This is a genomic window from Streptomyces sp. NPDC048504, assembly GCF_043200035.1.
In the GTDB taxonomy this organism is placed as follows: domain Bacteria; phylum Actinomycetota; class Actinomycetes; order Streptomycetales; family Streptomycetaceae; genus Streptomyces.
In genome coordinates this window covers 37,348-62,876 of sequence record NZ_JBICXA010000029.1, presented here as the reverse complement: position 1 = coordinate 62,876, position 25,529 = coordinate 37,348, and the positions used below count along the sequence as shown (strand labels likewise).

Here is a 25,529-nt window from a genome sequence, read left to right as displayed (position 1 = left end):
CGTGATGACGGTCATGGATGGCGTACGGCGATCATCGCCATGTCGTCCGTCATCCAGCCCCCAGAGTACCGGCGCACCTCCTTGGCGAGGATGCCGAGCAACGCCTCGGGACTGCGGAAGGTCCGGCCGGCCAGCCGCGCACCGGGGTCGTAGAAGACACCGTGGGAGTCGCGCGCCTCGGACAGCCCGTCGGTGTGGACGAGGAGGGTGGCCCCGCCCGGGAACGCGAACTCCTCGGCGCGGTCGGGCCAGACCCCCAACTCGCCCATTCCCAGGGGCAGTGCGGGCTCCCGGACCTGCAACGTGCGTACGGTGCCGTCCTCGTGCAGCAGCAGCGGCGGCGGGTGTCCCCGGTCGACGATCCGTACGACGCCGTCGCCGTGCGGGAGTTCGGCGAGGACGGCCGTGGTGAACCCCTCGAACGCGTCGAGACCGTCCCGCCGGGTGCCCTCGCGCGCCAGCGCCCGCTCCAGCCGCTGCGCGACCGCCTCCAGGGTGGCCTCCTGCTCGGCGGCCTCCCGGAACGCCCCGATGACCACCGCGACGGCGGCGACCGCGCCCATGCCCTTGCCGCGCACGTCACCGACGACCAGCCGTACGCCGTGCAGGGTGTCCTGCACCGCGTACAGGTCGCCGCCGATGAACGCGCCCTCCTGCGCCGCCTCGTACCGTGCCGCGATCTCGAACCCGCCGATCCGCTCGGCCGGTTCGGGCAGTACGGCGCGCTGGGCGGCCTCGGCGATCTCGCGTGCGGAGGCGAGCTGTTCGCTGCTGCGGCGGACCAGGAGGTTGATGAGGACGGCCAGCACGGCGACCGTCGCCACGGTGACCACCTCGGTGACCGCGTCGATGTCGAAGACGATGCCGAGCTTGATGTGGACCACGAGCACGACGGCGACGGCCGCCAGCCCGGTGAGGACCGTGCCGCGCCGGGAGTAGAGCGGGGCGGCGACCAGCGGGGCGGCGGTGAAGAGCGGGGCGGCCGTGAAATCCGACGGGGTGAAGTAGTCGTATAGCGCGGCGGCGATCAGCAGCAGGACAGGGAGGCGGCGGACGACCGTACGGGTGTACGAGATCCGTCGGCCCTCGACGGGGCCGAGGCCCGGGTCGGGCGTGGGATCGCCGGGGAGGCGCCCGCCGGCTCGCACGTACGGACCCTCCTCCTCCACGGGTCCAGTTTTTCGTGGTGGGGAGGGGGCGGCTAGCGGTGTGGGCCGACCGGATGAGGTGGCCGGAGGTAAAGGTGGTGAGAGAGACCCCGCGGATGGCGTATGGTTGGGAACACAACGGCGCGGGGTGGAGCAGCTCGGTAGCTCGCTGGGCTCATAACCCAGAGGTCGCAGGTTCAAATCCTGTCCCCGCTACTCAAGGCCGAAGGCCGGAACCCAGAAATGGGTTCCGGCCTTCGGTGTTTCCGGTGACCTCAATCCGCGGTGTTACCGGCGTGCGTGAGGGTCTCCCAGGAGACGAAGAGGTCGTCGCTGCCAGCCGGCCGGGTGGACTCGGCGAGCTTGTGCGCGGCGGGCACCTTCACACCGAGCCGGCCCTCCAGGTGGTTGACGGCGACCTCCAGGTCGGACCCCATGTTCCGATCGACCTTGCCGCCGCACAGCCAGGCGGGCGCGGGCTCGCCGAGCTGGTAGCGGGCGTGGAATTCCAGGGCGGCCTTGAGCCGGTCCTTGACCCCGTCGTAGAGGTCGACGCCCTGGTGCCAGGCGGTCTCGGCGATGTGCGCGGTGGCCGCCAGCGAATACCCGACGTGCTTGAAGTTGCGGCAGGTCTCCTGGGCGACGCCGTCCTTGAAGGTCGTCTGCTTGAACCAGTACGTCGTCAGCTTCTGCGGGGTGGTGAGCTTGGAGCCGACTGGGGTGAGCGGGACCTTGCCGTCCTTGGCGAGGTAGAAGTAGGCGGGCACGCGGTCGCGGAAGCGCTTGACGGCGGCGTCGAACGCCTTGTGGTCGTCGAGGAACACCGCGATGCCGATCGCCGCGTCCGTCATCGCGAGGTCCCAGTTGCCGTTGTAGTCCGGCAGGTTCTTGGTGACTTCCGGCTCGTAGGCGGTACGCAGCATCGTCCCGAACCGCTTGACCCGGTCCGCCGGCCAGCCGGCGCCGGGCGCGTACCGCACGATCTCCGCGGCGCGCGCCCAGGTCGAACCGGCCCACGCGGTCTGCAGCCCGGCGTCGTCGGAGGTGTGCTCCTTCATCTTCGCCGACCAGTCGTCCATGATCTCCCGCGCCTTCAGCGCGTGATGCCGCTTCCCGGTGATGCTGAACAGCAGGGCCTGCGTGTACGCCGCGATCGCGTCCTCGCGCTCCTCGACACAGCCGTGCGCGGCCTTGCCGTTCCAGGGGCAGTCGACGTCCGCGTACGGCTTCGCCGTGTACTTGTACGACCCGTACTTGCTGTCCCGCATCCCGAAGTACGCCTTCAGCCAGGGCTGCTTGCCGGCGGCGACGTTCTTGCGTACGGCGTCCAGCTGGCCCTTGCTGACGAGCACCCCGGGGTGCGTGAACGCGGCGCTCGCGGGCAGTGCCCTTGCCATGGTTCGCGTACCGGTGTCCGTCGATCCGCACGAGGCGAGTAGTCCTACGGCTACGGACGCGCCCAGCACCGCGACTGCCCTCATGTGTCCTACCTCCGCGTTGTCCTCCACACCGGTTCTTTGTGAGCGTGACCTGGTGGGGGGTGGGGCGCAGGATCTGTTGGGCCGATTGGTCGTGGTGGGCGGGCGGGCTGAAAAATGCGGGTCCGCGTTGAATGGCTCAGCCTCGTAGATGCCCGTTCGGTGCCTTCGCTCGCTCCTCGTACTCCGGGAGTACGACCACGGTCACCCCCCGCGCGGTCAGCGCCCCGGTCCCGTCCGCTCCCTCCACGAACGTGTCCGGCTCGCGCCAAGCGGTCACCACGCGTCGTACCCCCGCGTCGAGGATCAGTTGGGCGCAGGGCTTGGGGCGGGAGGCGCGGTGGGTGCAGGGTTCGAGGCTGGTGTAGACCGTGGCCGTGGGGAGGCGGGGGTCCGCCGGGTCCAGCTTGGCCAGGGCCGCCTCCTCCGCGTGGACCACCGGGTCGCCCGCTTCGCGGGAGTGGCCCCGGGACAGCTCCGTACCGTTCTCCGCCACCACCACCGCGCCGACGCTGAACGCCGTCTGCGAGGGCGGGCAGTCCGCCGCCAGGTCGCAGGCTAGGGCGAGCCAGTGGTGGTCGGCGGCGGAGGGGAGGTCGCCGGTGCCGGGGGCGGTGGGTTCGTAGCGCATGAGGACTACGTCCTCGATGGGGCGGGTCTCGACGAGACGCAGGCGGCCTCGCTGGTACCTGCCCGGGCCGAAGAGGCGGGGGGCCTTGTCGTCGCCCACGAAGAGGGGGGACAGGACCAGGTGGAGTTCGTCGGCCAGGCCCTGCTGGAGGAGTTGGGTGTGGATCGTGCCGCCGCCCTCGACCATCAGGCGGTCCACTCCCCGTACCTCGTGCAGGTGGTTCAGGAGGCGGCGCCAGTCGAGGTCCGGGCCGAGGGCCACGACGTCCGCCGCCAGGCCCAGCTCGCGTGCTCGCTCCGCGCCCTTGGTCGTCGTACAGACGAGCTTTTCGCCGCCCGTGTGCCAGAAGTTGGCCTTCGGGTCCAGTTCTCCGGAGGCGGTGACCGTGACCTTGAGGGGGTATTCCGGCTTGCCTGCGGCGACTCGACTCGCCCTGCGGTCAGGGGAGTTGACCAGGAGGCGCGGGTTGTCCGCGCGGATCGTGCCGGCGCCGATGAGGATCGCGTCGACCGATGCCCGGACCTCGTCGACGCGGTCGAAGTCGGCCGGGCTGGAGAGGAGCAGCCGGTCGGGGCCGGTGTCGTCGAGGTAGCCGTCCAGGGAGACGGCGGCGGACAGCAGGACGTAGGGGAAAGGCATCGACGCGCTCTCTGTCGGAGGCGGGCGGGGCTCGGTGGAACGGCGGGGCTTGGTTCAAGTTTGAAACAAAACTACACTGGGGGCATGACGACTCGCTGGCTCACCGCCGAGGAGCAGCGCGCCTGGCGCGCGTACATCGCCGCGACGCACCTCCTGGAGGACGCGATCGACCGGCAGCTCCAGCAGGAGGCCGGCATGCCCCACCTGTACTACTCCATCCTCGCCAACCTCTCCGAGGTGCCGGACCGGAGGCTGCGGATGACCGACCTCGCCGAGAAGTCGAAGATCACCCGGAGCCGGCTGACGTACGCCGTGACCCGATTGGAGAAGGACGGGCTGGTGCGGCGGGAGGGGTGTCCGTCGGACAAGCGGGGCAGCACGGCCGTCCTCACCGACGACGGGATGGCCGTGCTGGAGCGTACGGCGCCTGGGCATGTCGAGACCGTACGGGCCGCGATCTTCGATCACCTCACCCCGGAGCAGGTGCGGCAGATGGAGGAGATCAGCGCCGGGATCGTGCGGGCGCTGGAAGGCGACGGGGGCGAGGTCACCCGGGAGGACCTTCCCTGGCGCCGGCGTTCGTCCTCGCCGTGCACGTGACCCCTGAACTCTGCCAACTCTGCCCCGTGACCCGTCCCACAATTCTGTTGCTTCAAATTTCAAGCATGAGGTAGGGTCCGTCATCGTGGATGTGCTTCAAAACTGAAGCACCTCGCTGACGCACATCCGCGTACCCGCCGCCGGACCAGGGAGACCCGCATGCCCGACTTCCCCGCCGCCACCCCGCGTGCCCGCGTCCGGGTACCGCTGCGCTTCCAGGACGGCTACGGCGTCGACGCCGAACTCGTCACCTTCCACGGCCTGACCGACGGCCAGGAACACGTGGCGGTCGTCCTCGGCGACCCCGCCCCCGGCACCACCCCGCTGGTCCGGCTGCACTCCGAGTGCCTCACCGGCGATGTCTTCGGCTCCGCCCGCTGCGACTGCGGACCCCAGCTGCGCGAGGCCGTCGAGCGCATCGCCGACCGCGGCGGTGTCCTGCTCTACCTGCGCCAGGAGGGGCGCGGCATCGGCCTCTACAACAAGCTCGACGCGTACGCCCTCCAGGACCAGGGCCTCGACACGTACGCCGCGAACACCGCGCTGGGCCTGCCCGAGGACGCCCGTGACTACACGGCCGCCGCGCAGATGCTCACCGCCCTCGGGATCACCTCCCTGGACCTGCTCTCCAACAACCCCGACAAGGCCGACCAGTTGCGCGGTCTCGGCATCGACGTGCACGACCGCGTCCCGACCGGTGTGTTCACCACCCCGCACAACGTCCGGTATCTACGCGCGAAGGTCCTCCAGACCCAACACACGCTGCCGCTGGGCCAGTTGACTGAGCTGAACGCGGGCTGAAGGAGTTTGAGCAGGGGCTGAGCGGCTCGGCGATGGTGTAGCGGGCTACACCATCCATTCGGGAGGGCACTCCCTCGTGCCGCAGGGCCGTCGCCGGAAGGCTTGAGACCACGATCACGCACTCGATCCGGATCTCGACCGACCGCCGACGTGGAGGCCTTCCCCAGCCATGGCAACTCTCCTTTATCGCTTGGGCCGTGTGGCCTTCCGGTGGCGCTGGTTCGTCACCCTGGTGTGGGTGGCGGTCCTCGGCGCCGTCGGATTCGCCGCCGCCAAGGCCCCGGCCGCTCCGGACGACGGCTTCACGATGCCCGGCATCGAGTCGCAGCGCGCCTTCGACCTGCTGGAGCAGCGCTTCCCCGGCACCGCGGCGGACGGCGCGAACGCCCGGATCGTCTTCGTCGCCCCGAACGGCGAGAAGGTCACCGCGACCGAGAACAGGGCGGCTATCGAGAAGCTGGTCACGGAGGCGGCCGACGGTTCCCAAGTCGCCTCCGCCGTCGACCCGTTCGCCGCGAAGGCGGTGAGCAAGGACGCGTCCACGGCGTACTCCACCGTCACCTTCAAGGTGAAGGCCGACGATCTCACCGACGCCGCCAAGACCCACCTGGAGCGGGCCATCGACACGGCCCGGAAGGCGGGCCTGACCGTCGAGGTCGGCGGCGACGCCCTCGCCACCCAGCCCGCGGCGGGCGGCAGCGCGGAGGCGATCGGCATCGCGATAGCGGCCGTGGTCCTGCTCATCACCTTCGGTTCGCTGGCCGCGGCCGGCCTGCCCCTCCTCACCGCGATCCTCGGCGTCGGCATCAGCATGTCCGCGGTCCTCGCCCTGGGCAGCGCCTTCGGCCTCTCCGAGACCACCGGCACACTGGCCACGATGCTCGGCCTCGCCTGCGGTATCGACTACGCGCTGTTCGTCGTCTCCCGCTACCGGGAGGAACGCGAGAAGGGCCACGCGCCGCGCGAAGCGGCGGGACTCGCGGCCGGTACGGCGGGTTCGGCCGTGGTGTTCGCCGGTCTGACCGTTGTCATCGCCCTGGCCGGTCTGTCGGTGGTCGGCATCCCGATGCTGACGAAGATGGGCCTGGCGGCGGCGGGCGCGGTCCTCCTGTCGGTCCTGATCTCCCTCACCCTGGTCCCGGCCGTCCTCGGCTTCTGGCCGAACGCCGTCCTGTCGCGCCGCGAACGGAAGGGCAAGGCCAAGGCCGGGCGGAGCAAGGCCAACGGCGAGAACGGGGGCAGCCGTTGGGCCCGGATCGTCGTCCGCCGCCCGATCCCCGTCCTGCTGCTCGGCGTCGTGGGCCTCGGCGCGATGGCCCTCCCGGCCCTCAACCTCCAGCTCGGCATGCCCGGCGACGAGGCCAAGTCCACGGCCACCACCGAACGCCGCGCCTACGACGACCTCGCCCAGGGCTTCGGCCCCGGCTTCAACGGCCCCCTGACCATCGTCGTGGACGCCAGGAAGGCGGACGACGCGAAGAGCTCCGTAGCGACGATCTCGAAGGAGATCGCGGCCACCGAGGGAGTCGTCTCCGTCTCACCGGCGCGCTTCAACTCGGCAGGCGACACAGCGGTGTTCAGCGCGACCCCCGCCACCAGCCCCACCGACGAGAAGACGAAGCAGCTCGTCCAGACGATCCGCGACGAACGGCCCCGTATTTCCTCCGCTGCGGGCGCGAGCTTCGAGGTCACCGGCACCACCGCGCTGAACATCGACGTGGCGCAGAAGGTGCAGGACGCGCTGATCCCGTACCTGGCGCTGGTGGTCGGCCTGGCGATCGTCCTCCTGCTCCTCGTCTTCCGTTCCCTCCTCGTCCCGCTGAAGGCGGCGCTCGGCTTCCTCCTCTCCGTGCTCGCGGCGCTCGGCGCGGTCGTGGCGGTCTTCCAACAGGGCCACGGGGCCTCGCTGTTGGGCGTCGACCAGACCGGCCCGATCATGAGCCTGATGCCGATCTTCCTGGTGGGCATCGTCTTCGGACTGGCCATGGACTACGAGGTGTTCCTGGTCTCCCGGATGCGTGAGGCGTACGTCCACGGGGACGGGCCAGGTCAGGCGATCGTCTCCGGGTTCCGGCACAGCGCCCGGGCGGTCGTGGCCGCCGCGCTGATCATGATGGCGGTGTTCTCGGGCTTCATCGGCGCGGGCGCCTCGATGATCAAGATGATCGGCTTCGGGCTGGCCATCGCGGTGCTGTTCGACGCGTTCGTGGTCCGGATGGCGATCGTGCCCGCCGTCCTCTCCCTCCTGGGCAACAAGGCCTGGTACCTGCCGCGTTGGCTGGACCGGGTCCTGCCCCGCATGGACGTCGAGGGCGAGGCCCTGAGCCGCAAGGCCCCGGCGCCGGTGGCCGACACTCCCACCGCCCGTCTCACTCCGGTCCCCTAGCTCCCCCAGACCGGGGCCGCCGAGAGCAGAGGCGGCCTCGCGGTGCCGGATCCCGTGGGGACGGGGACCGGCGCAAGTCCCGGGCCCGGCGACGGGGCACTCCCCCCGCCCGTCGCCGGGCCCGCGGACGTCCACACCCCACCACGTCACCAACTGGCCCACCAGAGAGGGCACTTCGATGAAAACCTCAGTGCAGGCAGGCGTGGCCGGGCTCCTCGCCTGCGGCACGCTGCTCACCGCCGTCCTGGTCACCCGCGACGGCGACGACGACAGCCACAGCGGCATCGCCTACTCGGCTCCGTCCAAGGGCCCGTACGTGGCCCTCGGCGACTCCTACACGGCCGGTCCCGGCATCACCGACCCTACCGGCACCCCCGCGGGCTGCGACCGCTCCGCCGGCAACTACCCGGCCCTCGTCGCCGCCGAACTCGGCCTGAAGGGACGGGACTTCCGCGACGTGAGCTGCAGCGGCGCCACGACCGCCGACCTCGCGGGTTCGCAGCACACGAACGACGGCACCAACTCCCCCCAGCTCAGGGCACTTTCGTCCACCACCAGGCTGGTCACCGTCGGCATCGGCGGCAACGACATCGACTTCAGCTCGATGATCAAACGGTGCGTGGCGATGGGCGCGCTGTACGAGATGACGGGCAGCGGCAAGTACCTCCACGAGGACGCGCCCTGCGAACAGAACTACGTCACGGGCGACTCGGACGCCGTACGCGAGAAGATCGCCACGACGGGCGAACGCCTCACCCGGGTCCTGACCGAGGTCCGGCGCCGCGCCCCCGAGGCCCGGGTCTACGTCGTCTCCTACCCGGCGATCCTGCCGGCCGACAGCGCCGACTGCGGCCGGGAGATGTCCCTCGCACCGGGCGACGTGACCTTCCTCCGCGAGAAGGAGCAACAGCTCAACTCGATGCTGCGGCAACGGGCTTCGGAGGCGGGGGCCGGCTACGTCGACACGTACACGCCCTCCGCGGACCACAACGCCTGCGCGGCGAAGGGCACCCGCTGGATCGAACCGCTCGTACCGGAGAGCCCGGCGGCGCCGGTGCATCCGAACGCGCGGGGTGAGCGGGGCATGGCGGACGCGGTGCTGCACACGATCAAGTCGGCGCTGTAGCGCACTGTGAGTCACGGCAAGTACTTGGAGGGGCGGGTGACGGAGTACTGACACCGAGCCGACACGGTCAGCCGGCGCTTACGCCCACCCGTGCACGGACAGCTGCGGTTCGACACCGTCGAGGTACTGCTGAAGGGCCAGCCCATTGCCTCTCACGAACTCCTGTGGCACGGCGTCGACTTGGGCCCAGCGGACCTGCGCGTGCTTGAGGGGCTCGCGGTTCTCGGCTTCGCCGGTCCACTTGTCGGCGGCGAAGACGACGGTGAGGAACCCGCTGGGCGCCTCGACCCCGAGGGCCGCATGGATGACGTGCACGACCTTCAGCGACTCCGTCTCCACGACGATGCCGGTCTCCTCGTACAGTTCGCGCACTGCGGTCTCGGTGACGGGTTCGCCGGGTTCGTTCTTGCCTGCGGGGAGATCCCACATCCCTCGCCCGAACTTGGCGTACTCACCGCGCTGGAGGAGAAGGACCCGGCCCGCGGCCTTGTCGTGGACGATGACGGCGGCGACGAGCAGAGTCATGGAGAAGAGGAAAGCACGCTCCTCCCGGACGATCCTCACCGGAGGACGACAACCCCGCGCCGCTCCAGCTCCGTCAGCAGTGCCGGGGGCAGGTCACAGTCGTTCCACCGCAGGTCCAGCTTCTCCAGGGACGGCAGGCCCAACACCCGGTCCGGCAGCAGGGTGAGGCGATTGCTCCGCAGGTCGAGTTGACGGAGGAGGGGCAAGTCGGCCAGTTCCTGCGGGAGTTCGGTGAGGGCGTTCTCCCGTAGGTCCAGGTGACGCAGTTCGTGGAGGCCGGCCACGGACGACGGCAGGCGGGTGATCTCGTTGCCCCTGAGCCAGAGTTCGCGCAGGTTGCCGAGGGCCCCGATGCTGTCGGGCAGCGTCGTCAGCCGGTTGTGCTGGGCGCGGAGCTCGATGAGACCGGCCATGCGGCCGATGGCCTCGGGGAGGGCGGTGAGCGTGTTCTCGCCGACGTTGAGATAGCGCACCCGGGTCAAGTTCCCGAGCGCGTCCGGGAGTTGGGCCAGGTCGTTGTCGTGCAGGTAGAGGCAGCCGTCGAGGGCGGTCAGGTCGCCGAGGTCGTCGGGCACCGAGGTGAGGTGGTTGTGACCGAGGTCCAGGGTGGTCAGCCGGTGCAGTCGTCCGATCCCGGGCGGAAGGTCGGTGAGTGCGTTGTCCGCGAGGATGAGGACCTGGAGTTCGGTGCGTCGCCAGACCGACTCCGGTACTTTTCCCAGCTGTTGGCGCCAAAGGTTCAGTACGTGGGGCACGACTTGCTCGCCTTTCTCGACAGCGCGGCGGACGAAGGGAACACGCGACCGTGACGACCCTCGCGGTGACCGGCCACATCGACCTGACCGAGGACAGCACCCCGCTGATCCGCACCGCACTGGCCAACCTGCTCACGCGGTACGCCACCGACGGCCGGCTCATCGGCGTCTCCTGCCTCGCCGAGGGCGCCGACTCCCTCTTCGCCGAGGCCGTCCTCACCGCCGGCGGCCGTCTGATCGCCGTGATCCCCTCCCAGGACTATCGCCGACACAAGGTCAAGCCCGACCAGGCCCCCCTCTTCGACCACTTCGTCGAATCAGCCGAGGAAGTACTCGTACTCCCGCACACAACGGCCAACCGCCAGGCATACGAAGCCGCCAACACCGTCCTCCTCCAACGCGCCGACCGCCTCGTCGCCGTATGGAACGGCGCACCCCCCACCGGCAAGGGCGGCGGCACCGCCGACACCGTCCTCGAAGCACGAGCGGCGGGCATCCCGGTGGACGTCGTATGGCCGGACGGCGCCGCTCGCCGAGGGTGAGGGCGTTGCCCGCGGGGTGCGGAGTTCGATGACGGCCTCGGCACAGCCGGCCCACCGCACACGACACCGGCCGTGTGTACGCGCAATCCCCGGTGGCTCAGCCCCCAGAACCCCCGTCGGCCGGAGCCCCGGTGACGGCCCGCATCTCCTGCCCGATCATCTCTTCCAGCGGCACGCCGTCGCGGTTGCTGAGGATGACACCGACCCAGCCGGTGTCCGGGTAGATGTCCCAGTTGGCGCCGACACCGGGGTTGCCGCCGGCGCGCTGGTACATCCACTGGCCGTCGACGATGGAGACCGGAATCCCGTACGCCCCGAACGACGCCGGTCCATGCGGGACCTTGGCGGCGGTGAGCACGTCGGCCCAGGGCCGGTCCAGCACCGTGCCGTCGCCCAGCGCGTGCGCGAACCGGACCAGATCCGGCGCGGTGGCGAAACCGCCGTCCCCGGGGGCATCGACGAAGGCGCGGCCCGGATTCTTGCCGAGGACGTCCGGATCCGGACTGCTCCTGTCCAGGTTGCGGACGGCGTCCACCACGCTGCCGTCGGCCAGCTCCATGTACGGGTGCGCGATGTGCTCGTCGGTGAGCCACTGCGGCCTTGTGCGGAACCCCGAGCCGGTCATGCCGCAGCGCCCGAAGATGTTCTCCCGCACGTAGTCCCAGTACGTCCTGCCGGTCACGGCCTCCACGATCAGTGCGGAAAGGGTGACCTCCGCCTCCTCGTGGTCGGTGTCGGGAACGCCCGGGACACCCACGAGTCTGGCCTGCCGGGCCCGCTGCTCGTAGTACGCGTGCACCTCGTCCCGGCTCCGGAAGACCCGTCGCACGTCCTCATCCGGGACGTCCAGCCCGGAGGTGCCGGACAACAGGTGGTGGATGGTCACCCACTCGGCGATCTCCTCGGCGAGGCCCTTCAGATGGGTCCCCACCGTGTCCGACAGCTTCACCCTGCCCTGCTGCGCCAGCTGCAACATGGCCACCGCCCCGAACGGCTTCCCCGCCGAACTGAGGCTGAACGCGACGCCCTCGTGGTTGGCGATCCCCTTCTCCTCGTCGGCCATGCCGTAACTGCGGGACAGCACCGTCCGGCCCCGGTGCGACAGCAGCACCACGCCGGAGAACCTGCCCTCGGCGGCCAGCTTGGCCACATACCGGTCGTAGGCCCCGCCGGGCCGGGCGGCGGGCGGGATCGGGTCGGTCGGGGCGTGGTCGTTCGAGGCCTGGTCGTTCGACGCCTGGTCGGCGTAACCGGGCTGGGCGCCCGCCGGCGACGCGCCTGCCACCCCGCCGACGGCCGCCAGCCCGCTCCACCCGAGCAGCCGCCGCCGACCGACACCGCGTACGGAATCCGAGTCCACGCTCACAGTCCCTCCCCGTTCCCGATGGACGAACCGACCGTTGAGGCACGGTGGTTCGTGCCTCCACTGAAGGCGGGGGACTGTTGCGGGGGCGTATGCGATTTTCGATACGGCCGCGATACGGGTTCCGGTTCCGGTTCCGGGAAGATCGCTGGTCGTCGGAGCTGGGGCGGCCCGGAGCGAGCGGTCTGCCCGACAAACCGTTCCTCAACGAAACAGCGCCCGAGCCGACCGAAGCCGACCCGGACGCTGCACAGCAGGTCAGAGGGGATACCCTCCGCCCACCACCGGTAGACCCTGTGGGACTCGAACCCACAACCAATGGATTAAAAGTCCTGGCGTGATCTTGCTGGGTGGTTCCGGACGCTGCTTGGGTGTCCGGAACCACCTGTTCATAGCACATTCATGGCGAGGGGCAATCTGTCTTGTGATGGCTGGTGCTGCACCGTCCGCTCACGCATCGCTCACGCAGAAGAGACCGCTCACCAGCGCGTTCGCTCCCTCTGGTACGGCTCTGCTCTCCGGGCAGTCTCAAGGTAGCGTCAGGCGCGGAGCCAGATCAGCTGGGCAACTAGCGGCGACCTCCATGGCCGCGGGCAGAAGTTTCCTCCGCGGCAACGCGGCCACCCCCGCCGTGGCACCTCCACAGACGCGGAGCTGACGCCAATGCGGGCATCGGCCAAACCGCCAGCACGGAACACCACTGCAGACGCGGAGCGGACAAGGCCGATGTCTGGGCTAGAAACCAGTGCCCTTCGGCGGAACGCCTCCGCCAGTATGAAACTGTTTTCGCCTCGATCTGACCTGGCGCGCCTCCCGTGAGATGACTTCCGTAAGTTCGAAACAGAGACGGTGTGTAGCAGGTCACAACCCTCTGGGTACGGGTGACCTCCGCGAGAGCAGAGCAGACGAGGTAGCTTCGCGGGCACGCAGGTTGAATTCCGAGCCACCTCGCAAGTGCGGAGCAGATACGCCGATGCCCACAGCCTGAACCGTGGGATCCGGATGACCTCCCGAAAACACGGAGCAGATTCCACGTCGTAGCCCCGGAACGTCGGGCACCCTGGATGACCTCCACGAGTCTGGAGCAGCCCTGCTGTGGCAGATGAAATTCGAGGCCGCTACCGGTGTTCCTCCACAGGTTCAGAGCAAGCGCGCAAACCGGGCTGGGTTTGGTGGGACGACTTGTGGAGTACCTCCGCAGGCGCATAGCGAACGACGGCCGCCACAGGTACTGGCCGGTGGTGTCCGGGTGACCTCTGCGGATGCGGAGCAAACGCACCGTTCGTGGCCAAGTTCGCGGTCGGTGTCGGGTGACCTCTGCAGGCGCGGAGCATGCGGTGCCGCGGCATCGAACGGCCCTGGAAACCTCGGTCAACCTCCACACGCTATGGAACGCATCTTCGGCGACCAGCGTCCGTGAGTGACCTCCGCGGATGCGGAGCAGCCTCGGTCATGAGCCGGATCCCGTTAGATCCCTACGGGTGGCCGCTGCCTGTGCGGAACAGACGCCGACTTGATGGTGGAACTGGCGAAGGCCGGCGAGTGACCTCTGCGAGCGCGGAGTAGACGACTCGATGTTCCCGGAAAACGCCGCCCGGATCGGGTGACCTCTGCGAGTGCGGACCAGATTGGGCCAGGTCATCGAACCCGCTCGCCGCCAGCGAGTGACCTCCGCAAATGCGAGGCAGACTCTGGCCACCCGGGCGAGCAGGTGTACGTCACTGGAGAACCTCCGCAGATGCAGAGCGAACACAAACGCTGGTGCTGGGCAGACGGCAGGCACGGGGTCACCTCCGTGAGCACGGAGCAAGTGTCGTGTTAAGGCCGCTGGCTCCGCCCGTCATTGTGTGACCTCCGCCCATCCGGAGCAGCTTTCGGTCTGTACACGGAGGCGGTAGGTCTGCGGACGGCCTCCTAACCAGCAAGATGGCCTGTCTGAACTCAACCATCATGTTGCCGAGGTACAGGAACCTCTATGAAAATGGAGCCAATGGTCAAAAAGTGCGGGCACACAGATTCCGGAATATCTCCGCAGATGCGGAGCTGAAATCGGCATGGAACTGTCCACCGCAGTGCCGTCCGGGTGACCTACGCAGGGGCTGAGCAAACCGCGCCGCGCAGGTGCGAGGCTGGGACGTCTGCGGGTGACCTCCGCAGGAACGGAGCAGGTTTAAGCGCATTCCGAAACGTCTGCCATGCCGTCGAGTGACCTCCACGAGCGCGGACCCGGACGGCATCGACCTACTGACCCGCGAAATGGTCTGCGCGCGACCTCTGCGAGTACGGAGCGAACGCCCGCGAAGGTGAGTGGATACCCAGAGCCTTCGGGCGACCTCCGCAAGAGCGGAGCGGACCCTTGCGGACCTGCATTAGCAGGTTGGCTTTGCCATTTTCTTATCAACGTACGTGGCTCGTGGCCGCAGGAGGTAGCCAGGGTCAGTGGCGTAGGAGGCCGTTTTGTAGGTCGAGGCTGATGGCTCTTCCTGCGGCCCGGTAGGGGCTGATGGTTGCTGGGGTGACGGTATGGGGCAGCAGGATGAGGTCGCGTAGGCCAGGGATGTCGGACCAACTGCCGGGGATATTGGTGGCCGGGCCGCGGCCGGTGAGCCATTGGCTGTTGATGGGGATGCTGGCTTGCATGAGTCGTCGGATGGTGGGGCGGTCATTGGGGTGGATGCGTTGGGGTAGGGCGGTTCGTGGGCTGTGGTGGGTGGGGTGGAGCCAGTGGTGACCGTCGGGGGTGAGGTAGGTGGGCAGGATGCGGATGCTGTCTGCGCCGAGGCGGGTGGCGATCTTGTCGGGGTTTTCGTCGGTGTTGGTGAGAGGGTGCAGGTCGCGGACGGATGTCGGGGTGGGGATGGCCGTGAGGTGAGCTGTGGCGGTGCGTTGCATGTCGTCAGCAAGCCGGTCTGTGTCGTCGGCATTGGCGAATTCCGGTCCGTAGACCTGGTCGACGAGACGTTGGACGTCCCTGGGGACGTTGACCGGCTCCCCCTTGAGGCTGGCGAGGAGGTCCCGGGTACGACGCAGGAGAGAGGCTGAGTAGACGTCTCCCCAAGCAGGAGGCGGAAGTTGGCCGCCTGGGATGAGGACAGCGAGGCGCGCCTGGGTCGCCCAAGTGGGGCGGTCTGTGCGGGGGTGGCGGTGGCCGCGGCCAGCTCGTTGGAGGAGCAGGGCAATAGGGGCCATGTCGCTGATAACGAGGTCGAAGTCGACGTCGAGGGACTGTTCTGCGACCTGAGTGGTGATCACGACGAAGGGGCGGCTGGGGCGTTTGCCGTGTGGGCCGGTCCATCGTTGGATGCGGCGGGTGATCGCGGTGCGCTGCCGAGCGGGCATCCGAGCGTGAAGGATCCGTACAAGCGGACGGTCGGTGCCGGTCGCCCAGGTGTTGTCGAGGAGATCGCGAGTGGCCTGGGCATCGGCCACGGTATTGCAGATGATCAACGCGCAGCCGGCGTGGGCCTGTTCGAGGGGTGTGAGCAGGCCGAGGACGGCGCGGGCGCGGCCTCGTTCGTGGTCGGGGTTGTGGGTGTGGGTGCAGGTGATGCTGTTGATGGTGAGAGCGTGGGCTCGGTTGGAGCTGACGGTGGGTGAGGTGTTGATGGTTCCGGTGGCGTGGTCGGTGTAGGTCCAGCCGGGGTAGCTGGGGTTAATGTCCGGGGTGTCGTGGTGTCCGGCGCCGCAGCGGTAGGCGTGGATGAGGGCTGCCGCGGTGTCGTCGGTGACGGTGGCGGAAAGCAGGATGACGGGGACGCCGAGGGCTCCGAGCCATTCGAGCAGGCGCAGGGTCAGTGCGTGGCCGTGGGCGTCGTAGGCGTGGACTTCGTCGATGACGATGGTTTTGCCGGACAGGCCGAGCCAGCGCAGGGCCATGAAGCGGTGCGGGAGGACGGCGAGGGCGGCTTGGTCCCAGGTGCCGACGGCGATGCCGGCGAGGAAGCCGCGGTGGCGGCCGCGAAGCCATTCGGCCACCACGTCAGGGTTGTTGGTGGCGGTGGCGAGCTGGTCGGGGGTGTAGTCGGCGTCCAGCCAGGCCATCGCGTGAAGCAGCGTAATGGGGGGTGGAGTACGACAGTTGGCGCGGGCGTAGGCACGGATGCGAGCCCACATGGCGTCCGTGGTGGCCATCGTCGGCAGTAGGAAGGCCAGGCCCTTGGTGCCGGCGGCCGGGCCCATGATGCGTTCGGCGAACAGGGCTGCTTCGGTTTTGCCTTCGCCGGGCGGCGCGGTGATCAGTAGCAGGCCAGGGCTGCTCTTGGCGAGGGTCGGCAGGGACTGAGCGAGGTTGGACTGCAGTGGGTGCAGGGTCTTGCCGCTCAGGTGGGGGAAGAGCTTGTGAAAGGTACGGGTACGGCGCCATGTGGGTGGGGTGAGCTGCGCCTCGCGCAGGGTCTTCGGGGCGGCGCGGCGGGCTCTGCGGACGTGGGCCTGCCAGTTGTGAGTGTGGTCGCGGTCCCAGCGTTTCTGGCGGGCGCGGATCCAGGGCAGTTGGGAGACGAGCCAGTCGGCCAGGATCACCAGTCCGGTGGTGATCACTGCAGCGGGGCCGGTAGGCGGGTGGCCGGGCCATGCGGGGGTTCCGAAGAGGTCGTAGATCAGGTGGATGAGGTACTCGCGCTGCTCGTCCCACGCCTTCTCCCCCAGGCCGGGTGCGGCGGTGAGCGGGCAGGTGAGTTCGTTTCCCTGGTGAGACAGGGCGATCGGGTAGGTGCCGTGGTGGCCGCCGAGCAATTGGCCGATCTGGTGGGCGAGGCTGCGGGTGGGGCGGCCTGTGATCGGCAGACAGTGCAGGCGGTGCAGAAGTTCCGGTAGGACGAGGTGAGTTGCCCGCTGGTGGCTCGGACTGCTCGCGGTGACGGGTGAGGGTTCGTAGCCGGGTTGTCCGGTGAGTTGGTCAGCGCTCGGCACGCAACTCTGGAAGCTGGGTGTGATCTTGCCGAGGTCGTGGAGGGCGGCGAGGCAGATGACGAAAGTGCGGGCCTCGGGCTCGGTCAGCCCCCAGCCGTCGACGATGACTGCGCGTTGGCGGGGTGTGAGGTAGCGGTCCCACAGGGCTGCGGCCATGACGGCGGCGTCGATGGCGTGGCAGCCCAGCGGGTAGGGGTGGGTAAGACCGCGTTCCTTGCCCCACAACCGGGGCTCGAACGGAGCGGACACGCGCCTTGGTTCCTTTCGTTACGGGAGAGCGAGCGGCCTCGATTGCTGCCGAGGCCGAGAGCGCAACAGCGAGGGTCAGGCGCGGTAGGGGGCGATGGACAGCAGGCCAAGGCCATAGGCGCGGCCCTGGCCGATGCCGGTGGTGATCGCGGTGCGCAGGGCTTCTGGATCGCTGACGGTGGCGACGCCTTCGAAGCGGATCGCGCGCAGCCGGATCCGTTTGGCCTCGCTGCGCGAGCCGAGCACGTCGGGCTGCGGAAGGTCGAGGACGAGCTCGTTGGCCAGTCCGGCGCGGGCGGCTTGGCGTTCCCACCAAGCGAGCGCCTCCTCCCCCGACACTGGCACCCGCCTGCCCCGTCCGCCGCCGGGCACCACCACGCTCTTGATCGGGTTGGCGTCGATCCGGAACCGCACGACGCGGCCTTCCGCCAGCCAGGTGAGCAGAGGGGTCAGGTCTCGGTATTCGACCTGACTGGCGTAGCCGGTGGGGAGGGCGTTGCGGTTGATGGGCAGGGTGGACTGGATCATCAGCAGCGCGCCGGTCTGCTCTCGCTCGACCCTATGGAGGGTGTTTGTGGCCGTCCTGGGTGCGGCGCCGAGGGCGTCGGGGAACAGTGCCTGGACAGTGGTGTGCAGGCGGGTGGCGTCTTTGAGGTCGCGGTGGACCTCGCGGCTGCGGGCTTCCAGATGGAGCCGGGCAAGGTGGACCGTCTGCGTTGTCACGGTGGATGTACTCATGCGGCGGCTGCCTCTCGGTAGTCGAGCAGTGCGGTGAGCCAGTCGGTACCGCGGCCTGCGTCCTGGGCCTCCGGCAGCTCTCGCTGTCGCTCCCACACGGGGCGGCCGGTGAAGCGGCGGTGCGGGCCGGGCTTGTCGCGGATTTCCGTGTCCTGCTTGGCTCCTGGTTCGGGGGCGGTGTCGTAGAGGAAGGTCACCGACTCGCGGTCGCCAGCACGTGGCGGGATGCGGTGCAACGGCAGGCGATCGAGTTCGGCCACCGGATCGGCGACGTGGGCCGCGATCAGGACGGGAGTGTCCGGGACGCAGGATCGCCGCCCCAGATAGGGGGCGAACCGGGGCCGGGCCAGGGCCGCCGCGCACCGCGTGAGCGTGAGTTCGGGGCCGGTAACAGCGATGGTGAAAGCCGCGTCGGTCAGATACCAGCGCTGGGTGAGGATGGTGCCCTCGCCCAGCTTGCGGAACTTCCCGTCAGCGGTGGGCGGGGTGAGGTGGCGGGGGTAACCGCCGCCGATGGTGTGGAAGTCCATCTCCCGCTGGCCCGGCCGGTCCACGCGGATCGTGTACGACAGTTCGGCGAGGTCAGTGTGGTCCGCGTCCCGGGAGCGGCCGAGGCAGCAGGCGAGCAATCCGGTAAGACCGGAACGCGTGGGCCAGCGGTGGGTGGTGCGTACCTCGAAGTCCGCCTCCGAGCCCCAGGCTTGTAGCGGCCCGGACAGATGGAGGACCAATCCGCTCATGCCAGTTCCTTGGCGACCGTGTCGCTGACGCGGGCGATCAGATCGTCCAGGCCGTCGAGGCGGTCGCCGAGCGCGTCGAAGGAGTCGTCAGTCAGACCGCTGTGGGCGTGGGTGACCAGCCCCCCAGTGCCCAGGAAGCGATGGTGGGCCTGAGCGTGGGCATTCAACCTCGCCAAGGACGTGGGGAGATAGCCGTCGGTGCTGTCGGGCACCGGGGTCTCGTACGCGCCGACCAGGCTGACCGGGCGGTCCGTACGTACCGCGACGTAGGTCAGGTGCGGGACCGTGAACGCGGCGGTGCCGGAGGACTTGGCTGGCAGCACCGTGGTGACGAAGGCGCGTACGAACTCGGCCAGTACGGCCTGGGCGCTAGGGGTGTCGCCGTCGAGGTTCTTGAGGAGTTCGGTGACGTTCAGGGACGTGTAGCGGTAGAAGGTGGCGGAGTTGTAGCGCTGGTCGCCCATGTGTCCGGCGCCGCGTTCGGTGCCCTCGTCCTGGAGGATGTCGTCGACCGCGGTGAAGTAGTCGAGTTGAGTGCTGGCCGCGTGGGTGCTCAGTCCGTGCGCCATCTGCACGGCGCCGTCCACGATGGATTCCGGCTGGTTGGCGAGCATCCGGCCGAACGCGGCCACCGAGGCGTTCCTGGAATGCAGGATGGCCAGCACCGCTGCCTTGGGCAGGACCTTCGCCGCATACTTGGCCAGCAGGCTCCCCTCGCCGACGGCCGGCTCGTCCTCGACCTCCAGCTCTTCCATGTCCGCGTCCGTCTTCTTCCTGCTGGCCTTCTTCGCCGCCTTCGCCTCTTCGGCCTCGATGTCGTAGACGGCCTGGGTGATGTCTCCACGGTGCGTGTCAGCGAGTTCCGCCAGGTCGTCCAAGGCGCTGTCGGGCAGGAAGAGCAGGGCGTTGGTGCCCTGGTTGTCGGCGATGCCCAGTCCCTTGACGCCGGCTGCGAGGATCAGCATCTGGCCTGCAGCCAGGGCGAGTTCCGGCTTCCAGCCACGTTCAGTCAGGCGTTTGGCGACGGCTTGCGGTACGCCGCGGGTGCGTACCGCGCGGATGCCGGTCGCGCGTTCCACGGCTTGGCGGGTGTGCCGCTTGGCGTTCTGCGAGGAGTTCCTCGCACGCATTACGCCACCGTACTTCGCGGATTTCGGGGCTCCTTGCCGGTCCCTGTTCAGGTTCGAATACGGGTACGACTGGATCAGGTGAACATCGATGTGCAGGCTTCCCGGGCCAAGATGGATCACTTGCTCTTCTCCTCGACAGTGCGGGTGGTTCGGGCGGCAGGGGTGTAGAAGGCACGGGCCCATTCGATGCGGACGTCGTCCGCCCACTTCGGCCAGCGGGTCAAGTCGCGCAGCAGTACCGGCCACTTGACGGTGATCCGCTGCGAGCGCAGGAGTGAGATCGCTCCGGGCAGTTCCCGGACGAGGTCGTCACGGCCCAGTTCGGCCAGGTGCGACAGCGCGTCGGCGGCGTTCGCCCGGCGCATGACGCCCGTGTTGACGGCACAGGCGTAGGACCAGCCGAGGTTCTGCCATACCTCGGCCGGCTTCGCCCGAGGCGTCGGATTCGTCTTCGCCGTGCGGGGGTTGGGCGCGTCATGGACCGCGTACAGGCAGGCGACGAGCAGGTACGGCACTTCCGCATCGCGGGTGGATGCGTAGGCCGGGATTCCTCCGGCCGGCAGCAGATGCATGTACAACTGCCACGGGGAGGCCAACTCGTCGGCCAGGCCGTTGCGCAGTGCCGCCCGGCCTCCCGGTGTCGCACACGCAGCGCGGACGGTACGCATGAACCGCTCGAAAGATTCCAGCGGGCCCTTCCTGCCCGCCCGGGCGGGTGGTGATTCAGTGGTCATGCGGCCTTCGCCGTCCTTCCGTTACGAGGGTGCGTGAGGGTGGCCCGGGCCCAGGCCACCGGGTGCAGACCCTGTGGGGTGGTCGCTGCCGGGCGCGTGATCGCGTCGAAGATCTCCAGCGCCAGACGGTGAAACTTCGGCAGGTCCGAGCCGTCCCTGGTGATCGCCGTCCAGAACAACGGCTCGGCCCGGTCCCAGAACTCCGCGATGGCCTCATCCGCCCACGAGCAGCTCTTCTCACCCGGCGCCAGTTGCTTCCACGCCGCACGCAACGCCCTGGCCAGACCAGTCGCAGCAGCCTCCGCCGCCTTACGCGCGTCGGCGACCCGGGCGGCGCGCTGCGGATGCCGGGAGGACAGGAAGCCAGCGATGCTCGCCGGGGTCGTCACGGCGTACCAGTGCTCGTCCTTCTCCTGCTTCTCCTGATGACATCCCAGGGCTCGCACCCGCACCGGCCCCAGCCCGTCGAGCACATCGGCCGGGAGATCGGCGAACACCGACAGCCAGCCCGGAAGGATCTGACCCTTGATCCCGGACTCGGCGGGGTTCTTGGCGTGGATGAAAGCATCGAAGTCGCGCAGAAGTGAGCGGCGCCAACTCGCCCGCACCGGACCGCCCTTGGCACGGTCGACCACATACGGATCCCTCGCCGGTGGCAGGTCCGTGCGCGTCCCCCACGCCACCCAGCAGTCCGTCATCCACGCTCCGGTCTCGTCCGGGGACAGGAGCACGTGATGGGCACTCCGACCGGTCAAGAGCGATACCGGGCCGCGGACAGGGGACGGCAGCAGCGGGTCCTCCAGCTCACCGCGCTCCCACGGCGCCAGATCCTGCGCCGGATCCCCTCCCCCCATGGGCGGTGGGCACCCCAAGATCAGCGACGTGAACAGGCTCTCGCCCAGCGGGTGAAACGACACCAACGACCGCAACGGCGCGGCCTTCATAATCCTGGAGTCCACCTCGCCGTGCCGGCGCTGAGCACCCGTGCCCGACGGGCCGTATCCACGCCAGGCCAGCAACCAGCCGAGCGCCTCGCCCGACGCCACCGGAACATCCTGAGGAGTACGGTCCACCCACGGCTGGTTCGACCCCGACGGCCGCGGCATGACCAGCTTCCCGGCCGGCGCCTGCCGCGAGCACTCCGCGGCCAGACGTGGGTCCTGCAGAAACGGCCGCCGTGCGTCGTAGAGATCAAATCGGTGCTGCCAGGTATCGAAATAGGACCCCACAGCCCCCTCGTCGAACCGGCCGGCGGACAACAGCGCGTCGAACTGGTCCTCCCACGCATCCAAGTCAGGAACGTCAAGGCCACCGGAACGCACCGCAAGCGCCATCAGCAGACGCCGCAGCATCGACTCCACCGCCGGATTCGCAACCTCGATGTCCGCCGCGAGATGAGCTACCAGAAGCGCCGTCCGCAAACCGACCTCCTGACGGCCACCCGGCTCGGCCCCAGGCACCAGGTCTGCTAACTCCTGAAGATCCGCATCCTGGCGAAACACAAGCGCGACGCACGGCTGGTCAGCCACGCAGAAAGCGCGCAAGATCTCTCCCCTCCGTTTTGAGAACGCCAACGTCGCCTGAACATCGACAAGTTCACACAACGTCGCCGACCTCAAGCAGGGAGTGACGCTAAAGGTCATCCATGGGACGTCGCAACCGGAAACGGAAGACTCATCGCAATTGTCAGAGCCGCCAGATAATGTCCATCTGGGCATGCTCTGCGCAGACAGAGGTAGTCCAGGGACTCATGGGGCAAAACAACACAAAGAGCATCGCTCCGTAGTGGCGGAGGGCAGGGTTCCACCCATCCCGGATGGAATGGCCTGAAAGCAAGCTCCGACAACCGCAGAGCGGCCACATGGGCAGGCACCCTGGTTCCCATCGATGACCATGGAATTGCAAGGCCGTTCTGACGATCCATGTCAGAGCGGGTTCGCTCTGCGCATGCGGAGGTAGTCCGGCCGACAAGGACCCCAGTGAATGGCCGCCTTCGTTCGCTCCGTGCATGCGGAGGTAGTCCGTCCTCGGTGACCGCGTTCGCATACAGCTAACCGTCCACTCTCCGCATGCGGAGGTAGCCCGACGCCCTGCATCTGCGTGGCGCCGTTCCCGTTGCGGCGGTCACCCACTGGACCCGACGTTCCTGATGCCGACCAGCCTGCCCGTCCCACGCCGCAGAAGTCACCCACCCTTGGCTGCCTACTTGCCGGGGTCATACAGGTTCGCTCGGCACCCGTGGAAGTCACCCGACGGCCGCTGGCGGCAAGGTGGGCATAAGGTTCGCTCGGCACGCGTGGAGGTAGCTAGAGTTCATTCCGCATCCGCGGATGTGCCCCGGACAAACAAGCGCCGATCCCGGCGAAGTTCGCGTTCAGTCCGCACCTGCGGACGTAGCCCTTACAGCACACCGCTATCACCAAGGTCCACGGGAGTCGCTCCGCGCGTGCGGAGGTTACTCGCCCTGCGCCGCCTTGATACCTGCGTCGTAGATGTTCGCTCCGCGACCATGGAGGTCACCCGAAGTACATGCGGCACGGAACATCCAGGTTCTACTTTGCTCCGTGCCTGCGGAGGTCGCCCAATCATCGCCAGATAGACGATGAGCACAACCACGTTCGCTTCGCACCAGCGAAGGTATTCCATCGCGGTAGTAGCGGGGGGCTTGATAGGCGACGTTCGCTCCGCATACGCGTAGGTGACCCGAATCCGGCATCAAGATGCGCTGAAGGGCTACTGCACGAGCCGTAGTACCGGGCGCTGTTCCTGGCAATCGAGCAGTTCTCGGACGCGCTCGGTCGTCCAGGCCAGCTCATGCGCCAGTCTGGCCACCGACAAGTCCGTTTCCTTGCAGGCCAGTTCGAAGGCTTGGCCCAGAAGAGACGGTTGTTCGCCGGAGTAGTTCGAGACCGATTCGGGGATGAAACCGGGCTGGCCGTCCAGCGCACGCAAGCGTTGGTATGTGCGGCTGGTCGTGGCATCGGAGATGAGCCCAAGTTCACGGCATCGGTAGACGAGTGAGTGGATGGAGACGCCCCAGACCTGCCTGAGTTCGGCCAGTCGTGCGAGGTCCATCCGCTTGGGCAAGAGGGGAAGGACGCTGTCTTGGGGAGTGAGGAACTCGGCGGCGAAGGCGTCGGCTTCCTTCTCCTGACGGCTGTCACCAGTGGCATCGCCATGGAGTACGAGATGCCCGAGTTCGTGGGCAGCGGTGAAGCGATGGCGGTACACGTCGTCGGCCCGGTTGGCTGTGAGGACCACGAGGGGTCGTGCCGCTCGGGTGGAGAAGGCGTCCACGGTGGCGGCCGAGGGGTCGGATGCCGGAGGCATCACGACGACGATGCCGTGGGACTCCATGCGTCGGACGAGGTGGGTGACGGGTCCATCGCCCATACCCCAACGGCGACGGAGCTCTTGTGCTGCCCCGGCAGGATTCGCCGGCAGTTCAGCTCCGGGGTGGACCTCGCCCCCGGCGAAACCGGGCAGGTTCACCAGGGGTAGCTGAATCCGCCGTTCCAGGGCGTAGGTGAGCTCCCATACCTGTTCGGCAAAGGCGAGGGCTCGTTCCCTCTGGGACTTCGGCGTGCTGCGCAAGCTGCGGAAGTGGGCCATGGAGGCGTCGAGCCGGTTTACTGGACGGCCGACCAGGAAGAACGTGGCCGGTACGCCGAGTGTTTCAGCAAGACGGGGGATGAGGTCAGGGCGAGGGCGGGACACCCCTGTCTCGTACTGGCCCACCGCCGCCGGGGTCACCCCGAGGGCATTCGCGACATCTTTCTTCGTCTTCTCGGCCAGCCGACGTGCCTGTGTCAGCCGGGCGGGATCGAAGCCGTCCGAGATGGCACGGGGCGTGGTGCCCCGCTCCTCCAGGCCCAGGATGAGGTCTTGCTTATTGGTTCGCATCATCTTCGCTGGTCTGGTCGTCGGCCGGCTCTGCTTCTGTCAGCGGCGGAACGTCGCGCTGTTGATCAACGTTCGTACGCGACGACAGCGTAAGGGTCGGCTCTGCTCCGCCGTCGAAGCTGGTCAGTTCCCGCTCGGACGCCGTGGCCTGCTTGGGGATGCTCCTCAGGTGCTGTCCGTGGGACGTAACAGTGTCAGGCAGGGCGAGTGGCTCAGGGACGGACTCCCACACCAGGCGCCGCTCAGCACCCAGCGCCGCAATACCCCAGTACGCCTCCAGGAGTTCGGAGGCATTGCAGGCGAAGGGAACAAGAATCAGACGGGTGCCTCGTGGCACAGATGCGAGACCACCTCGCGGCTCCACCACCTGACCGCTTTCGTCGAAGCCCTCGAAGTCGAACGCGCCCTGCACCTCAGCCGGGTCGGGTGCGAACGTGAACAGCTCCTTCACCAAACGGGACTCACGCGGAATGCGCGCCGTGCGCACGTCCGACAAGGTCTTCGAGTAGAGGAACGGATAGAGCAGACCGTTCCCGACGACCATCAGTTCGAACGGGAACCCGAACGGCTTCACGGGAGTGGCTCCCGGCAGATCCTTCAGCTCCTCCCACACCCGCTCGAACTGCCCCTGCCACCGAGCCGAGCCGTACGTGTGGTTGGTACGCGATTCCGCCTGCTCCTGTGCAGCCTGCGCGTTGGCCTGCATGTTCCGTAGGGCCTGGCCAACACCCGCTCGAACTGCCAGCGCCTGCTTGCCGAACACCTCGGTCGCCCAGGGCGAAAGAGACACACTCATGCGGACGACTCCTCTGGTCCGACTTCGGATTGGAGCACTGCACCACCGAGCAGACTTTAGTTGATGTACAAGTTCTTGCACAAGCACTTCTCTGTCGTACGTAGTTCTCTCGCTGAAGTAACTCTTGCCCCAGGACCACCGCATGTCCGTCAGCCACGGAGAAGCATCGGCCCGGGTACAGCTATCCGCTGGCCAGTTGCAAGTCAGCATCGCCAGCGGCAACCCGCGAGGCGGGCTTCTCGGAGTCCAGTTCATGGCGTGATCTTGGTGGGGGGTCCGGACTCTACTTCGGTGTCCGGAACCACCTCGTCAGGCCAGGTTCGGCGTGACCTTC

At 68.3% G+C, this 25,529-nt stretch carries 19 protein-coding genes and 1 tRNA gene; 6 read left to right on the top strand and 14 right to left on the bottom strand.

Features of this window, described 5'->3' with window-relative positions:
• Window positions 1-11: 11 nt before the first annotated feature.
• Window positions 12-1,169: a PP2C family protein-serine/threonine phosphatase gene (locus ACGFY9_RS46890; protein ID WP_393764979.1), complete on the bottom strand. Its 1,158-nt coding sequence runs from the start codon at window positions 1,167-1,169 to the stop codon at window positions 12-14.
• 121 nt (window positions 1,170-1,290) lie between these two features.
• On the opposite strand from ACGFY9_RS46890, the gene ACGFY9_RS46885 reads away from it, so the two are divergent.
• Window positions 1,291-1,364: transfer RNA gene (locus ACGFY9_RS46885), tRNA-Met, on the top strand.
• A 59-nt stretch (window positions 1,365-1,423) separates the two neighbouring features.
• On the opposite strand, the gene ACGFY9_RS46880 is transcribed toward ACGFY9_RS46885, so the two are convergent.
• Complete coding sequence (locus tag ACGFY9_RS46880; RefSeq protein ID WP_393764977.1) at window positions 1,424-2,629, bottom strand: alginate lyase family protein; 1,206 nt, start codon at window positions 2,627-2,629, stop codon at window positions 1,424-1,426.
• 136 nt (window positions 2,630-2,765) lie between these two features.
• Complete coding sequence (locus ACGFY9_RS46875) at window positions 2,766-3,896, bottom strand: dihydrofolate reductase family protein (protein ID WP_393764975.1); 1,131 nt, start codon at window positions 3,894-3,896, stop codon at window positions 2,766-2,768.
• Between the two features lie 84 nt (window positions 3,897-3,980).
• On the opposite strand from ACGFY9_RS46875, the gene ACGFY9_RS46870 reads away from it, so the two are divergent.
• The 4 genes from ACGFY9_RS46870 to ACGFY9_RS46855 all read left to right on the top strand — a co-directional run bounded on the left by ACGFY9_RS46870 (window position 3,981) and on the right by ACGFY9_RS46855 (window position 8,809).
• On the top strand, window positions 3,981-4,496 hold the full coding sequence (locus tag ACGFY9_RS46870) for a MarR family winged helix-turn-helix transcriptional regulator (RefSeq protein WP_393764973.1): 516 nt from the start codon (window positions 3,981-3,983) through the stop codon (window positions 4,494-4,496).
• Window positions 4,497-4,655: 159 nt separating this feature from the next.
• Entirely contained in the window at window positions 4,656-5,297 is a 642-nt protein-coding gene (gene ribA, locus ACGFY9_RS46865) for a GTP cyclohydrolase II (RefSeq protein ID WP_393764971.1), read from the top strand.
• A 169-nt stretch (window positions 5,298-5,466) separates the two neighbouring features.
• Window positions 5,467-7,683, top strand: coding sequence for an MMPL family transporter (locus tag ACGFY9_RS46860; RefSeq protein ID WP_393764969.1), 2,217 nt, complete (start codon window positions 5,467-5,469; stop codon window positions 7,681-7,683).
• A gap of 178 nt (window positions 7,684-7,861) precedes the next feature.
• Window positions 7,862-8,809 (top strand): SGNH/GDSL hydrolase family protein, encoded by a 948-nt coding sequence (locus ACGFY9_RS46855; protein WP_393764967.1) that lies wholly within the window; start codon window positions 7,862-7,864, stop codon window positions 8,807-8,809.
• 78 nt (window positions 8,810-8,887) lie between these two features.
• Here ACGFY9_RS46855 and ACGFY9_RS46850 read toward each other — a convergent pair whose 3' ends face one another.
• Entirely contained in the window at window positions 8,888-9,334 is a 447-nt protein-coding gene (locus tag ACGFY9_RS46850) for an NUDIX domain-containing protein (protein WP_393764965.1), read from the bottom strand.
• 35 nt (window positions 9,335-9,369) lie between these two features.
• Window positions 9,370-10,089, bottom strand: a complete 720-nt coding sequence (locus ACGFY9_RS46845) for a leucine-rich repeat domain-containing protein (RefSeq protein WP_393764963.1) — start codon at window positions 10,087-10,089, stop codon at window positions 9,370-9,372.
• A gap of 50 nt (window positions 10,090-10,139) precedes the next feature.
• Between ACGFY9_RS46845 and ACGFY9_RS46840 the strand changes: the two genes are divergently transcribed.
• Entirely contained in the window at window positions 10,140-10,631 is a 492-nt protein-coding gene (locus ACGFY9_RS46840) for a hypothetical protein (protein WP_393764961.1), read from the top strand.
• Window positions 10,632-10,728: 97 nt separating this feature from the next.
• On the opposite strand, the gene ACGFY9_RS46835 is transcribed toward ACGFY9_RS46840, so the two are convergent.
• From ACGFY9_RS46835 to ACGFY9_RS46795, 9 genes are all read right to left on the bottom strand, one after another.
• Window positions 10,729-11,991 (bottom strand): serine hydrolase domain-containing protein, encoded by a 1,263-nt coding sequence (locus ACGFY9_RS46835; RefSeq protein WP_393764959.1) that lies wholly within the window; start codon window positions 11,989-11,991, stop codon window positions 10,729-10,731.
• 2,439 nt (window positions 11,992-14,430) lie between these two features.
• Entirely contained in the window at window positions 14,431-17,154 is a 2,724-nt protein-coding gene (gene cas3 / locus ACGFY9_RS46830) for a CRISPR-associated helicase Cas3' (protein WP_393764957.1), read from the bottom strand.
• 75 nt (window positions 17,155-17,229) lie between these two features.
• Window positions 17,230-17,892 carry a type I-E CRISPR-associated protein Cas6/Cse3/CasE gene (gene cas6e / locus ACGFY9_RS46825; RefSeq protein WP_393764955.1) on the bottom strand — a complete coding sequence of 221 codons (663 nt, stop codon included), beginning with the start codon at window positions 17,890-17,892 and terminating at the stop codon, window positions 17,230-17,232.
• Complete coding sequence (gene cas5e, locus ACGFY9_RS46820; RefSeq protein ID WP_393764953.1) at window positions 17,889-18,632, bottom strand: type I-E CRISPR-associated protein Cas5/CasD; 744 nt, start codon at window positions 18,630-18,632, stop codon at window positions 17,889-17,891. The genes cas6e and cas5e overlap by 4 nt, the downstream gene beginning before the upstream one ends.
• Window positions 18,629-19,945 (bottom strand): type I-E CRISPR-associated protein Cas7/Cse4/CasC, encoded by a 1,317-nt coding sequence (gene cas7e, locus ACGFY9_RS46815; protein ID WP_393764951.1) that lies wholly within the window; start codon window positions 19,943-19,945, stop codon window positions 18,629-18,631. Before cas7e ends, cas5e begins: the two co-directional genes overlap by 4 nt.
• A complete protein-coding gene (casB, locus tag ACGFY9_RS46810; protein WP_393764949.1) occupies window positions 19,879-20,496 on the bottom strand; it encodes a type I-E CRISPR-associated protein Cse2/CasB in 618 nt (205 codons plus the stop codon). The genes cas7e and casB overlap by 67 nt, the downstream gene beginning before the upstream one ends.
• Complete coding sequence (gene casA / locus ACGFY9_RS46805) at window positions 20,493-22,025, bottom strand: type I-E CRISPR-associated protein Cse1/CasA (protein ID WP_393764947.1); 1,533 nt, start codon at window positions 22,023-22,025, stop codon at window positions 20,493-20,495. Before casA ends, casB begins: the two co-directional genes overlap by 4 nt.
• Window positions 22,026-23,229: 1,204 nt before the next feature.
• Window positions 23,230-24,399, bottom strand: a complete 1,170-nt coding sequence (locus ACGFY9_RS46800; RefSeq protein ID WP_393765010.1) for a helix-turn-helix domain-containing protein — start codon at window positions 24,397-24,399, stop codon at window positions 23,230-23,232.
• Window positions 24,386-25,195 (bottom strand): hypothetical protein, encoded by an 810-nt coding sequence (locus tag ACGFY9_RS46795; protein WP_393764945.1) that lies wholly within the window; start codon window positions 25,193-25,195, stop codon window positions 24,386-24,388. The genes ACGFY9_RS46800 and ACGFY9_RS46795 overlap by 14 nt, the downstream gene beginning before the upstream one ends.
• Between the last annotated feature and the right edge of the window lie 334 nt (window positions 25,196-25,529).